The organism is Nodosilinea sp. LEGE 07088, from assembly GCF_015207395.1.
Taxonomy (GTDB): Bacteria; Cyanobacteriota; Cyanobacteriia; order Phormidesmidales; family Phormidesmidaceae; genus Nodosilinea.
The window spans coordinates 1-12,584 of the sequence record NZ_JADEWX010000168.1 but is presented as its reverse complement, the minus strand read 5'-3'; the positions used below and the strand labels follow the sequence as shown (position 1 = coordinate 12,584).

General features: G+C 56.4%; 13 protein-coding genes and 1 riboswitch. Of the genes, 7 read left to right on the top strand and 6 right to left on the bottom strand.

The annotated features are described in order from the left end of the window. The coding region (locus IQ254_RS25220) for a DUF3493 domain-containing protein (RefSeq protein WP_193968916.1) at positions 1-186 on the top strand (186 nt) is incomplete at its 5' end. Position 187: 1 nt separating this feature from the next. Further along, on the top strand, positions 188-1,180 hold the full coding sequence (locus tag IQ254_RS25215; RefSeq protein WP_193968915.1) for a ligase-associated DNA damage response exonuclease: 993 nt from the start codon (positions 188-190) through the stop codon (positions 1,178-1,180). Between the two features lie 6 nt (positions 1,181-1,186). Here IQ254_RS25215 and IQ254_RS25210 read toward each other — a convergent pair whose 3' ends face one another. Further along, complete coding sequence (locus tag IQ254_RS25210) at positions 1,187-1,816, bottom strand: hypothetical protein (protein WP_193968914.1); 630 nt, start codon at positions 1,814-1,816, stop codon at positions 1,187-1,189. A 196-nt stretch (positions 1,817-2,012) separates the two neighbouring features. Beyond that, the gene (locus IQ254_RS25205; RefSeq protein ID WP_193968913.1) at positions 2,013-2,627 is read right to left on the bottom strand and encodes a hypothetical protein; all 615 of its coding nucleotides are present in this window, start codon (positions 2,625-2,627) and stop codon (positions 2,013-2,015) included. Between the two features lie 326 nt (positions 2,628-2,953). On the opposite strand from IQ254_RS25205, the gene IQ254_RS25200 reads away from it, so the two are divergent. Next, a complete protein-coding gene (locus tag IQ254_RS25200) occupies positions 2,954-3,337 on the top strand; it encodes a pentapeptide repeat-containing protein (protein WP_193968912.1) in 384 nt (127 codons plus the stop codon). A gap of 98 nt (positions 3,338-3,435) precedes the next feature. Here the strand turns inward: IQ254_RS25200 and ald are convergent, their stop codons facing one another. Next, a complete protein-coding gene (gene ald / locus IQ254_RS25195; protein ID WP_193968911.1) occupies positions 3,436-4,551 on the bottom strand; it encodes an alanine dehydrogenase in 1,116 nt (371 codons plus the stop codon). 131 nt (positions 4,552-4,682) lie between these two features. Here ald and IQ254_RS25190 point away from each other — a divergent pair, with 131 nt between their 5' ends. Next, complete coding sequence (locus tag IQ254_RS25190; protein WP_193968910.1) at positions 4,683-5,615, top strand: LysR family transcriptional regulator; 933 nt, start codon at positions 4,683-4,685, stop codon at positions 5,613-5,615. A gap of 70 nt (positions 5,616-5,685) precedes the next feature. Here the strand turns inward: IQ254_RS25190 and IQ254_RS25185 are convergent, their stop codons facing one another. After that, a complete protein-coding gene (locus IQ254_RS25185) occupies positions 5,686-6,336 on the bottom strand; it encodes a HupE/UreJ family protein (RefSeq protein WP_228041079.1) in 651 nt (216 codons plus the stop codon). Positions 6,337-6,388: 52 nt separating this feature from the next. Next, positions 6,389-6,586: riboswitch (cobalamin riboswitch) on the bottom strand. A gap of 150 nt (positions 6,587-6,736) precedes the next feature. Here IQ254_RS25185 and IQ254_RS25180 point away from each other — a divergent pair. From IQ254_RS25180 to lepB, 3 genes are all read left to right on the top strand, one after another. Next, positions 6,737-8,380 (top strand): AarF/ABC1/UbiB kinase family protein, encoded by a 1,644-nt coding sequence (locus IQ254_RS25180; RefSeq protein ID WP_193968908.1) that lies wholly within the window; start codon positions 6,737-6,739, stop codon positions 8,378-8,380. Positions 8,381-8,423: 43 nt separating this feature from the next. Beyond that, positions 8,424-8,888, top strand: a complete 465-nt coding sequence (locus tag IQ254_RS25175; RefSeq protein ID WP_193968907.1) for a hypothetical protein — start codon at positions 8,424-8,426, stop codon at positions 8,886-8,888. A 369-nt stretch (positions 8,889-9,257) separates the two neighbouring features. Continuing rightward, positions 9,258-10,358 carry a signal peptidase I gene (gene lepB, locus IQ254_RS32755; RefSeq protein ID WP_193968906.1) on the top strand — a complete coding sequence of 367 codons (1,101 nt, stop codon included), beginning with the start codon at positions 9,258-9,260 and terminating at the stop codon, positions 10,356-10,358. Positions 10,359-10,862: 504 nt separating this feature from the next. On the opposite strand, the gene IQ254_RS25165 is transcribed toward lepB, so the two are convergent. Together IQ254_RS25165 and IQ254_RS25160 are read right to left on the bottom strand one after the other, a co-directional pair. After that, entirely contained in the window at positions 10,863-12,026 is a 1,164-nt protein-coding gene (locus tag IQ254_RS25165; protein WP_193968905.1) for a glycosyltransferase family 4 protein, read from the bottom strand. Between the two features lie 175 nt (positions 12,027-12,201). Then, positions 12,202-12,584: MFS transporter (locus IQ254_RS25160; protein WP_193968904.1), on the bottom strand; the 383-nt coding region annotated here is incomplete at its 5' end.

The following is a 12,584-nucleotide window of genomic DNA, read 5'->3' as shown; positions in this document are numbered from 1 at the left end:
CCCTATCGGGGGCTACGCAAGTTTATCTATGGCGCGGTGGGGGCTTCTGGGGCGATCGGGGCGTTTGTTTTTTTCACTCAGCTCCTGGCGGGGCGAGACGTGGGCAATGCCCTGCCCAGCCTGGGGGTGCAGCTGGCGGTCATTGCCGTGGTGGTCGTTTTGTTTCGTCTAGAGAAAAAGGATTAGTGTGGCACTAATTACCGTCCGGCCTGAGGGGCTGTACTGCGAAAAGGGAGACTTTTTTATCGACCCCTGGCGCGGGGTCGAGACCGCGCTGATTACCCATGCCCACAGCGACCACGCCCGCTCGGGTTCGGGGCAATACATCGCCACCACCCAGTCAGAGGGCATTCTGCGCAAGCGCCTGGGGCCAGACCTTGCCCTGCAAGGCGTCACCTACGGCGAAAAGCTCAAGCTCGGCAATACCTGGGTGTCGTTTCACCCGGCGGGCCACGTGCTGGGGTCGGCCCAAATTCGGGTGGAACATAAGGAGGAGGTATGGGTGGTGTCGGGCGACTACAAGCGCTGTGCCGACCCCTCCTGTACTCCCTTTGAGGTGGTGCCCTGCGATACGTTTATTACCGAAGCTACCTTTGGCCTACCGATCTATCGCTGGGAGAGTGGGGCTGAGACCACCCGCCGCATCTATGACTGGTGGCAGGGCGATCGCGATCGCCCCTCGATTCTCTTTTGCTATGCCTTTGGCAAGGCCCAGCGGGTGCTGAGTGAGCTGACCCAGTTTACCGATGGCCCCGTCTACGTTCACGGGGCCATCCAGGCGCTGACAGAAATCTACCGTGACCAGGGGGTGGCCATGGTGCCCACGATCTGCACGACTGAGATGCCCAAGGGTCACCCATACACCGGCGATCTGGTGCTGGCCCCACCCTCGGGCTACCGCTCTAGCTGGATGAAGCGGTTCAAGCATCCCCAGACCGCCTTTGCCTCGGGGTGGATGGCGGTGCGGGGAGCCCGACGACGGCGGGGCTACGAGCGCGGCTTTGTGCTGTCGGATCATGCCGACTGGCCGGGGCTGATCCAAACCGTGCAAGATACCGGGGCCACGAAAGTGTACGTTACCCACGGTCAGTCGGATGTGGTGTCGCGCTATCTGCGCGAATCCTTGAATCTGGAAGCGATGCCCCTAGAAACCCTGTTTGAGAGCGAGGGCGACATCTAGGGCGGCTCAGCTGGCCAACCGCTGCCAGAGCCGCTGAATTTCGCTAAACATTTGCATAGAAGCTTCTCGGAATGCCTGGTGCTCTCGCCGGTTAACTCGGCCTTCGTCAACGAGGGCCTGAATTTCTTGCCGTTGCGTCCTGCCTGCGTCGATCAGAGCCTGCATACGCTGGTCGGTCTCACGGCGATCGACCTCAGCATTGGCGGCGAGGCTACGGATCATGTCAAAGGTGTCTTCGATATTGATGCGCAGACGCTCGTCGGAGGCCGCTAAGGATTCCCTGAGACTTTGGCGCATTTCTGCCATGGCGCTGCTGTTGGCTTCGATCGCCCTGGCATTGCTGTCTACAACGGCCTCAGTGCGCCCCAGGTCAAGCTGAAACTGTTCTTGACGCTGTTGCAGCTGTTCTTGACTTTGCTGGAATTGTTCTTGACGCTGTTGCAGCTGTTCTTGACTTTGCTGAAATTGTTCCTGACGCTGTTGCAGCTGTTCTTGGCTTTGCTGGAATTGTTCCTGATGCTGTTGCAGCTGTTCTTGACGCTGTTGCATCTGCTCTTGGCTGACAGCGATGCGCACCAGAATGGCCTCAATGGTGTCAATGCGATCGCTGCTGCCAAACTCATTCCCTTGGGTCATCCGCCCGGCCCTATCTCAGTAGATGCCATTATCCCATAGAATAATCAATACAACTGAACTATGGCCAGCCAAGCCGCCAAAAACTGGCATACTGGCCCAACTGCGATAGGATGCCACCTTAGAGACCTGTATCAACCGTGGTAAACCAATGGACACAGCCCCCTGGCTAGACGCTGCAATGGGCGGATTGGCCCTACTAATTTTGCTGGGAGGTCTGTGGATGCTGCTGAGCGGCGTGGGCGATATGGATCGCTGAGGTTGGGCGACCTAGGGCCCTGGCGTAGGTCGCCAGTTTGCTGCCGCCGTAGAGCAGGGTGATGGCAAACATGCCCCCTGCCACCCAGGCCTCACCGCGCTGGGCGATCCACAAAACGGCGAGAAGTAGGGCGATCGCATCCAGGCTCAGCACAGCTAAGCGCGATCGCCACCCTGCCGCCTGCACCGGTGGCACAGTCTCGGGGTCTAGGCGAATGGTAGCGGCCAGGTTAAAGCCAATCAGACTCAACAAAATCAGGCCCATACCCCAGCCCAAATAGCCCCAGGCCGCCACCGAAAACCCCGCCACCTGACCCAAAACCGTCAGGGTCACCACGCGGCGAAACTGGGCCAGTCTGCGATCGGGCGATCGCAGCGCCACCAGATCACCCTGGCGCAGATCCACCCGGGCCATGTGGGCCTGCTCTAGACTCATCAGCATCAACGACAGCGCCAGCAGCCGATGGGGCCAGGGGTGGGGGGTGACCACCTGTACCAGCAACCCCATCGTCGCAGGCATAAATAGACTCGCCGCCAGGGCAGGGGATAAATTCATCGATAGGCACCGCTGACCAAACCGCCCCAGCATACCGCCAGATCCAGCATTTATGCCTAGTATCTGTGCCGATTCCCTGACAGGTTGCCCCTCAGGCCCCCTGCCCTACTCACCCAATCCTGCTAATAGCCCATGGCTAACCCCTGAATACGAAATCCGATTTGGCAAACCCCGATTCATAATCAGGAACCTCGTAGGGGCATAGCCTGCTATGCCCCTACGAACCGGGGGTATTCAGGCCGGATTTGGTGTTAAAGGATGGTTACGACCCTGGGCCAAACCCGCTGTCAGCCCCTAAGCTAAAGGGGTCTAGTTCAGGATTTGCCATGACGCAGCCCGTTGCCGATATTGTCACCGCTGCCCAGCTGCTGCAAGCCTACGCCACAGGGCAGCGCAGCTTTAGTAGCGTGATTCTCGCCGAGGTTGACCTGGCGGGGGCCGACCTGAAGGGAGCCGACCTCAGCTATGCCGACCTCAGCTATGCCGACCTCAGCGGGGCCAATCTGCGCGGGGCCGATCTCAGCTACGCCAACCTGGCCGAGGCCAACCTGAGTGGGGCCGACCTGCGGGGGGCGATGCTGATTGGCACCAATCTCAAGACGGCCACCCTCACCGGGGCCACCCTCACAACTGCCGACTACGACCCTCAGGAAACCCGTTTCCCCGCTGGGTTTGACCCGATAGAGCAGGGGCTCAAGCGCGATCGCTAGTACGGCGCTAAACAGCAGCGATCGCCGCCGTATATTAAAAAAAGGGGTGCGACCGATGGCCACGCCCCTGGTTGCTGGTCAAGTCAGCGATTGAGCCCCTAGACCGCCGTCAGCTGCCCATTTTTGCGATCGGTCAACTCAGGGAACGCCTCTCGCACGGCGGGATGTACCAGTTCGCCATGGGCGACATTCAAGCCCTGGCGCAGGGAGGTGTCGGTCACCAGCGCATCCATACCCTCTCGGGCGAGCTTAGTCACGTAGGGCAGAGTGGCGTTGTTCAGCGCCTGGGTAGCCGTCCAGGGGGCGGCACCGGGCATGTTGGGCACCCCAAAGTGCACCACCCCTGACTCAACATAGGTGGGCTGACTGTGGGAGGTGGGCCGCAGGGTTTCGATGCAGCCGCCCTGGTCTACAGCCACATCCACAATGACCGAACCGGGCTTCATTTTGGCCACCAGGTCTTTGTTCACCAGGGTCGGGGCTTTGCGTCCGGGAACCAGCACCGCACCAATTAATAAATCGGCTTCGAGGACAGCGGCTTCGATCTGGGCGGGAGTGCTGTAGAGCAGCTCCACCCGAGAGCCAAATAAGGTTTCGAGATAGGCCAGACGATCGACGCTGATATCAATGATTTTGACCTTGGCCCCGAGACCGATAGCCATTTTGGCGGCTTCGGTACCAACGACCCCGCCGCCGAGAATCACGACCGTACCGGCGGGCACACCGGGGATGCCACCCAGCAGCACGCCGCGACCGCCCTGCTGTTTTTCGAGGTAGCGAGCCCCAAACTGCACCGACAGCCGCCCGGCAATGATGCTCATGGGGGTCAGCAGGGGCAGTCTGCCATCGGCGGTGGTGACGGTTTCATAGGCGATCGCATTCACCCCACTCTCCATCAGCGCCTGGGTCAGCTGGGGCTCAGCCGCCAGGTGCAGGTAGGTAAATAGAATTAGATCCGGGCGGAAGAAGCGATATTCTGACGGTTGGGGCTCCTTGACCTTCACCACCATGGTTTGAGCCCAGACGGTGACCGGGTCAGACACCAGTGTTGCCCCCGCTTGCACATAGTCTTGATCGGCAAAGCCAGAGCCTACGCCAGCACCATTCTCCACCACTACCTGATGCCCTTGTTGGCAAAGACTTTGCACGGCTGCGGGGGTCAGGCCAACGCGAAACTCTTGGTCTTTGATCTCTTTGGGCAGTCCGATTTGCATGGTCACACCTGTCGTAGTGGTTGGCAGTCTTAGCTGGAAACGGGAGTTAGGCACCGGGCTCAACTCGATTCATTGACCTAACTGTAGGCATTACAGCCATTCGGTTCAAATGGCAGTGATAATGTCAACCCATGAGCACCATTGATGTATCGCGGCTTAAACTGTTTCAACTGCGGGCCTTTGTGACGGTGGCCGACAGCGGCAGCTTTGGCAAAGCTGCCCTCGACCTAGAGATGACCCAATCGGCTATCAGTTATGCCATTGCCGCCCTGGAAGACGAACTGGGCATCGTCCTGTTTTTGAGGGGCCGCAAAGGAGCCGTCCTCACCCCGGTCGGCCATGAGATGATCGATAGCGCCCGGCAAATTTTGCAGCACCTCGCCCAGCTGGCCGCGATCGCTGAGACCGCTCGGGGGTTAGAAACTGGGCGCGTGCGGGTCGCCGCCATTCGCAGCTTGGCCACCCACTGGCTGCCTCAGGTGATTGCGGTGTTTAAGGAGCGGCATCCTAACATTGCCGTGACCATTACCCGCTGCGTCAACCACGGCACTGTTCAGGAGATGCTGGAGCAGGGGGTGGCAGACATTGGGTTGATTGACCTCTACAAAAACTCAGGGCTAGATATCTATGAGCTGTTCGCAGATAACTACCTGGCGTTTTTACCCCCCGGAGCGGAGGTCAACGTCAAGACACCCACCTGGGAGCAGTTTCAGCGCTATCCGCTGATTTTGCCAGTGCCCCATGACAACAGCTATACCCTGTTGCGAGAGTATCTTGCCAACTTGCCCATTCAGCTCGAGGTGGCCTACGAAGTCAACGAAGATTCCACCATTGTCAGCATGGTCGCCCAGGGGTTAGGCATGACGATTTTGCCCTATCTGGCCGCCATTCCAGTGCCAGATACGGTGATCACCTGCCCCCTGCCCCACGCCTTGCAGCGGTCTCTGGCGGCTGTCATCTTAGCAGAAGGGCTGCACCGCCCAGCCGTCTATGCCTTTCTAGAGACCTTACCTCAGGTGCCAGCACCCCCAGGCACCACGGTGACTAACGCAAGGCCGCTCTGAGGGCTGACAAAGTGAGCCTCACCCCCAAGCTTGGGATAAGGCCCATGAGCAGTGAGCGACAGCCTTATCATTAAGCCGGTAGCAGGATGCTGAGCAGCGTCGTAGCCAAAAACGCCGCTCCAATGCCGCAGATCACTAAGCCGGCTCCATTCATGGTGAAACCTGGGGAGCGCTGGGTGAGCTGTCGTCCGATCGTGTAGGCGGCGATCGCAATTCCCATCTGTACTACCGTAAAGCCCGTCAGATAAGCTCCCAACGGCATCGCTTCAGCACCAAAAATCGCCTCGCCGTAGGCAAACCCGTGGAATAAACCAGCCAGGGCAGCTAACCCAGCCAGTACCGCGCTTTGGGGCCGATTGGGTCGGGCCAACAGCAAGCCAGCTCCCAGCACCGATGCGGAAATCACCCACTCTGCCGCGGGTAGCATGATCTCAGCCAGATGTAGCCCGGTACCCACCATCGCCGCCAGCACAAACGCCACCGGAATCACGATCCCCCGCTTGCTCACCGCCGCCAGCAGGCCTATCGCTACCACAAAGGCGAGGTGATCCAGGCCAATCACCGGGTGCCCCAGGCCCGACAAAAATCCTTCGAAAGCGCTGGCGGGCAATGTACCCCCCAGCGGGTGGTGGGCCAGGCTGGGCAGGGGCAGCAGCAGCAACAGCGCGATCGCCCCCATCAGGGCACGACCCAGCGGATTCGACAGCAACCGCGCCCCCATAGACCCTAGGGCAGACAAGCAATAATTCATCCGTACCTCGCAGACGAAGAAAGTGAACAGGTATGCGATCGGCGGGCATTCTGGCTCGGTGAAGTTTAGAGTTTAGAGTTTGGTTTGATATTCTTCCAAAATCTAAAATCGGTCGTCTAAAATCACCTCACAGCTGCGGGACAGCGGCAGTTTTGCACTGCACTTTCCCCGTTGCCTCCGGTGGCTGATCCCCACCGGAACCGATAGCCCAAGCATCATAGCACCGGGAGGATCGGGCGCTGCTGCGGGTTCATCAATAGTCAAATCTGGCCTGCTTTGGCATCCAACCATGCCCTCAGGTAGGGCTACAGGGGAAGGCCGAAGGCTTACTATGATGGCGTTAGCATCGAGCAACTTACCTCAGCCCCCCATGGTTTCATCGTCGCGTTTAGTTCGGCAAAAAGAAATTATCGAAGTAGTGCTCGGCAACGGCTGGGACTATATGCGTCGGGTATTGGTGGGCGGCAAAGCCGATGAGCCCGAGATTCCACCCCCGGCAGTGCTGCGCAACATCTTGACCGACCTGGGCCCGGTGTACGTCAAGCTGGGGCAGCTGTTGAGTACTCGCCCCGACCTCATGCCCCCGGCCTATATCGAAGAACTCAGCAGCCTCCAGAGCACCGTTCCTCCCGTGCCGCCAGAGGAGATTGAAACCCACATTCGCCGCCACCTGCCTCGCCCCCCGGAAGAACTGTTTGAGCGGTTAGAGTACCGGGCGATCGCGGCGGGTTCCATTGCCCAAACCCACAAGGCCATCCTCAAGGATGGCCGACTGGTCGCCCTCAAGGTGCAGCGCCCCGGTATTGGTCTCCAGGTTGAGCGCGACATGACCCTGATTCGCGACGTGGCTCGGCTGGTGTCGGCCACTCAGTTTGGCCAGCGCTACAACGTGGTCGATCTGGCCGAAGAGTTTGCCGATGCCCTCAACGCCGAACTCGACTTCACCACCGAAGCCGGCTATACCGACCAGCTGCGCCGCAACCTCTCCAAAAGCTCCTGGTATGATGCCAGCCAGCTAATTGTGCCGCAGATCTATTGGGATCTGACCAACTCCAAAATCATGACCATGGAGTGGCTTGAGGGCACTCCCCTGCTCAAAGCTGACCTGCTGACCGAAAACCCCCACAACGGCAACATTGGTCTACGCGGTGCGGCGACCACCCTGCTGTTTCGCGCCTTCTTCAAGCAGTATTTCGTCGATGGCTTCTTCCACGCCGACCCCCACCCCGGCAACATTTTTTATTTGGCAGATGGTCGTCTGGCTTTGCTCGACTGCGGCATGATGGGCCACCTCGACCCCCGCACCCGCAACACCATGACCGAAATGGTGCTGGCGATCGTCAACTGTGACGCCCAGCGCTGTGCTCAGCTCACCCTGCAGCTGGCCGAACCCCTCAAGCCGGTTAATCTGGTTCGGCTCGAGAGCGACTATACCCGACTGCTGGGCCGCTACTACGGCCTCAGCCTAGAGCAAATCAATACCGCCGAGATTTTTGGCCAAATTTTAGAAGCCGGTACCCAAAATAACTTGCGCTGGCCCGCCAACGTGGGGCTGTTCACAAAGTCGCTGGCAAATCTGGAAGGAGCGGCGCGGATGTTTAACCCCGGCGTTAACCTAATCGACGAAATTCGACCGCTGATGGCCGATCTGTTTCGCCAGCAACTCGTCGGCGATGATCCCCTCCAGTCGCTGTTACGCACCGGGCTGGAGTTTCGCAATTTATCGCTCAGCTCACCGCGCCAGTTTGGCTTTTTGCTCGATCGCCTCAGCTCAGAGCAGCTCAAGTTTAGCCTCAGCATTCAGGGCTTAGACGACCTGCGCCGCAGCCTAGATGCCGCTTCTAACCGCCAAGCTTTTAGCATCGTGGTGGCGGCTCTTATTGTTGGGGCAGCGATCGTAGCCACCGGGCGGCAGTCATCCCAAGGGCAGATTTTGAGCATCATTTTGTTTGCGGCTGCCAGCTTCTTTGGGCTGTGGCTACTGTTTAGTATTGTGCGCCCCAGGGGGCGATAGACATAGAATGGATTGAACAGGCCGCTAGGCAAGTCGGGAGAGTATGACCACCATTGAGCCAGATCGTTTCAAAAATTCGGCGATCGCAGCCGATTCCAGTGCTGTGCTAGCGCACTTGGGCATTTTGCAAGACATTGTCACCCGCATGGCTAACAATAGCGCTAGCTGCAAAACCTGGTGCATTACCCTGGTCTCCGCCATTTTGGTACTCATTGCCGATAAAGGCGAGGCTAAATTTGTGGGGCTGGCCCTGCTGCCAGTCATTTTATTTGGTCTTCTCGACGCCTACTATCTCTGCCAGGAGCGAGCCTTTCGAGCTGGCTACAACGCCTTTGTAACCAAACTCCACAATGGGCAGGCCACTACCGCCGATCTCTTTCGGCTAGCGCCTCCGGCGGGTACCAGCGTAGTGCAGGGGCTACTCAAGGCGTTGACCTCGTTTGCCGTTTACCCGTTTTATCTAACGCTCCTGGCCATGATTGTGGTGGCGCGCTTTGCGATCCTGTAATTATTGGTTCTACCGGATCAAGCGAGCCCGATTTAGCCGGAGCCTGCGGCGGGCAGGGGCTAGAACGTCTCAATCATCCTGGCGATGGCTATAGATCACGTTTACTGCCAGATTTGAATAACATACGGAAAGTCCCTGGCGATCTGGCGGATTGAGGTAGATATACCGACATTTTCTGGGGTTGTGGCGGTGGATAGCCATATAACAATTCGCTTAGAGCGGACTGCTGAAAGATGTTGGTGCATTGCAAAGGTTATTCGCAACCGCTCAAGCGAAACCTTCGACTGCTTTGTTGAATTAAGCGATTAAATCTGAGTCAGGCTATCTCTTCCCTGCACTATTAGTTCAGCCTTAAATTGGTGTAAATCTATGTCTTTATCTGAGCAGTATTCAACTGATGAAGCAAGCAATAAGGAACCGTGGCTTGCTGTTAATTTATCTCAACTTTTACCCGGAATTGGACAGATTTATGCTGGCAAGCAACTCAAGGGTTGCTTCATGCTGTTCAGTTATTTTCTCTTGATTATAGTTGGGGGTTGGCTCATCCTTGGTTCTACTTATAATCCTCTAGCCGGAATTGCAGTCTTGAGCATTGCGTTACTCGTTTTACCGCTCTGGAGCTGGTTTGATGCCTATTTTTCTGCAAAAAGCACAAATTCCCCAACGTTTGAATCATCTCGAAGACAAACTAAAGATGCTTGGCTAGCTGTTTTTTTATCTGGTTTTGTTCCCGGATTAGGACACGCTTACCTTAGAAAGTGGTTGGCTGGCATTCTTTTCTTTGTTGTTTTCATTGTAACAGGCTTCATAACAGTCTCATCGAACTTACCTATTGCTGTAGTTGCAAAATTGCTACAGATTATATTAGCTTTTATTGCTATTTATCACGTTTACAATTCTGCGCCTTTACGTCGAGAGCGATCGCAACGAGCAATTATGCTGTTCATTGCAGGATATATTAGTATCTCAGTTGTATTGGGTGTGATTTTATCGGTTGTGATTCGACGATTTGTAGCAGAAGCCCGATATATTCCATCTAGTGGAATGCTGCCAACGCTGCAAATAAATGATCGACTCGTTATTAACAAACTAACTTATCGATTTAGCCCACCCAAACGAGGCGACATTATTGTATTTTCGCCTACAGAAGCTTTAGAAAATCAGAACTTCCGTGATGCCTTTATTAAACGCATTATTGGGCTACCTGGCGATAAAGTTCAAGTCCAAGGAGGGCAGGTCTATATCAACGATCAGCCACTGCGAGAAGATTACATTTTTAAAGAGGAAGCCCCACAGTACGAGTGGGGACCTCAAGTAGTGCCGCCTGATTCTTATTTTGTTTTAGGTGATAACAGAAACAACAGTTACGATAGCCACTATTGGGGCTTTTTACCGAGTGAGAACATCATTGGACAGGCAACTCAGCGATTTTATCCTTTTGATCGAGCTGGCTCACTCATAGGAAAGTAAGATGCTAAATATTAATTGTGAAATGTAGTTAGCTGTTTGGCTAGCAGTCGAACAATTTGGTTGCAGCAGACGAATGAGAAATTCTGTGCCACGTTTCAATTATTTGTTGCCGCTGAACCGAGCCGTTAGGTAGCTTAGTTCGAGCAGGCTACTTTGGTTGCCTTTGACGGCGCTGAAGCGAATTTAAGGATATCAGGTTTGGGGCTGGAGTGATGCTGTTTGTTTGCCTTATAATATGACTCGGTGGAGACATAAGATTCGATATCAATTGCAAAATCTTTGGTGTCATTGCTGCGAATATAGCTCACCACTAGACAAGCCGTATCGCCAGTTCTGTTAGCTGTTTCCCAGTGGCTTAAGTATCCCTAAAAGCGAACGTTTTGCCCCAGCCAATCGGCAAGCGGTCTACATGCGATCGGTGACGTCTGCATTGTGATGCTCCCCTGACCGAGGCTCTTGTTCGGTTGAAGGGCAACTCGGTTATTTTTTCAGAGTCCAACAATCCTAAGCTCGCTGACCACACATCAGCCGCTGCTCTGCTGTCACCTCGCTGTAGAGCCTTTCCAGGGAAGAAATGTTGCCATCCAGGGTATAGCGCTGCATCACTCGCTCGCGCGCCTTTTGACCCAGCAGCTGAGTAATTTCAGGATGGTCACGCAATATTGGCAGAATAGTTTGCAGTTGCGACGACACCCGTTGAGTATCGAGCACAATGCCTGCCCCGTCAGCGAGTACCTCGCCGTCGGCCCCCGCATCGGTGGCAATGCAGGCGGTGCCGCAGGCCATGGCCTCCAGCAGCGACAGCGATAGCCCTTCTACGAAGGACGGTAAAATAAATGCATCTGCCGCCCGCAAAATATCGATGCGGCGCTGCTCGCTAGACAGATAGCCCAGCCACAGAATGTTGTCGTCATCGTAAAACCGCTTCAGCGATGCGGCCAAGGGGCCGCTACCCACGATCGCCAGCTTGCAGCCCGGCCCCATCTCGGCTTGCCGCCAGCCCCGCAGTAGGGCGTCCACGTTTTTTTCAGGCGAAATCCGCCCCTGATAGACAAACAGTCGCCGGGCGTAGAGATTGGCCTTCGCCAGCGATGGCCCCGGCGAATAGCGGCACGTGTGAACCCCGTTGGGGATCACCACTAGAGTGCTGGCGGGCACTCCCAGTTTCATTAATAGATCGCGCTGGAGGTCGGAGAAGACAATGACGCGATTGTAATGGGCCAGGCAGGGCGCGTAGAGCTGATAGGTGAGGTGCTGAGTACCCGAGGTCAGGTTGCGTACCCGGCGATCGAAGGCGGGGTGAAAGGTGGCCACCAGGGGCAAGTTGAGTTCGGCGCAGATCTCTGGCAGCCGAAAGTCGAGCGGCGACAGAGTGAGGGAAGCATGAACCAGATCGGGCTGTAACCGCTCCAGCGCCTCGGCCAATAGCTTGCCCGACTTGAGAGAGGGAATGGTGAGGATCTGAGATTTGAACAAAAAGGGCAGCGGCACCTCCCCCGACTGTTCTAGATCCATGCTCGGAGGTCTGGTTATGTGCCGCTCCTGGGGCTGGTCAAAATGCAGAAAAGTGACGCGATACCCTCGTTCTAGCAGGGTATTCGTCACCTCTCGACCGTAGGTAACATTGCCGCAAAAGGGCGATTTTTTGCCAAGCCACGCGATGTGCATGCCGTCTAGCGTTATCCCTTAAACAATCGGAACCGGCACCAGCAACTGGCTGCGATGGTCGGAGACCGGCCCTGAAGGGCGATCGCGCCTAAAGCCCAACCAGCGGCCCTAGCCTGAGCAGCGGCCCTGATTTACTAACCCATCGGAAGTAAAAAAATGGAACCTAGCTAGGCACTCAGGTCTTGCGCAGTGCTGTATCGGCAATATACCAGGTTACAACTCCCCCCAGGCTGACTAGGGCTCCCATGCCCACAAAAACGTTGGCCAAACCGAGTCGCGCTTCGACTACGCTGGCCAGAGCTAAGGGCAGGCTAAGGGCAATGTTGACCAAATTATTTTGCAGGCCAAACACCTTGCCGCGCATGGCCTCCGGAGTTTTCTCTTGAATCAAGGTCTGCATGGGGATGCCCACAAAGGCACCGCATAGACCTAGCGTCGCAATCACGGCCATTGAGGCCCAAAACTGCTGTGTTGTCCAGGCCAGAGCCATGAGGCAGACCCCCATGCCCACCGCCCCCCCCAGGCTTAAAAATCGCTTTGGGAAACGAGGGCCAAAAT

Bases quoted from the DNA above. Each gene is read 5' to 3' on its own strand.
- IQ254_RS25210 (WP_193968914.1), bottom strand. From the start codon at position 1,816: ATGACCCAAGGGAATGAGTTTGGCAGCAGCGATCGCATTGACACCATT.
- IQ254_RS25205 (WP_193968913.1), bottom strand. From the start codon at position 2,627: ATGAATTTATCCCCTGCCCTGGCGGCGAGTCTATTTATGCCTGCGACG.
- IQ254_RS25200 (WP_193968912.1), top strand. From the start codon at position 2,954: ATGACGCAGCCCGTTGCCGATATTGTCACCGCTGCCCAGCTGCTGCAA.
- ald (WP_193968911.1), bottom strand. From the start codon at position 4,551: ATGCAAATCGGACTGCCCAAAGAGATCAAAGACCAAGAGTTTCGCGTT.
- IQ254_RS25190 (WP_193968910.1), top strand. From the start codon at position 4,683: ATGAGCACCATTGATGTATCGCGGCTTAAACTGTTTCAACTGCGGGCC.
- IQ254_RS25185 (WP_228041079.1), bottom strand. From the start codon at position 6,336: ATGGGGGCGCGGTTGCTGTCGAATCCGCTGGGTCGTGCCCTGATGGGG.
- IQ254_RS25180 (WP_193968908.1), top strand. From the start codon at position 6,737: ATGGTTTCATCGTCGCGTTTAGTTCGGCAAAAAGAAATTATCGAAGTA.
- IQ254_RS25175 (WP_193968907.1), top strand. From the start codon at position 8,424: ATGACCACCATTGAGCCAGATCGTTTCAAAAATTCGGCGATCGCAGCC.
- lepB (WP_193968906.1), top strand. From the start codon at position 9,258: ATGTCTTTATCTGAGCAGTATTCAACTGATGAAGCAAGCAATAAGGAA.
- IQ254_RS25165 (WP_193968905.1), bottom strand. From the start codon at position 12,026: ATGCACATCGCGTGGCTTGGCAAAAAATCGCCCTTTTGCGGCAATGTT.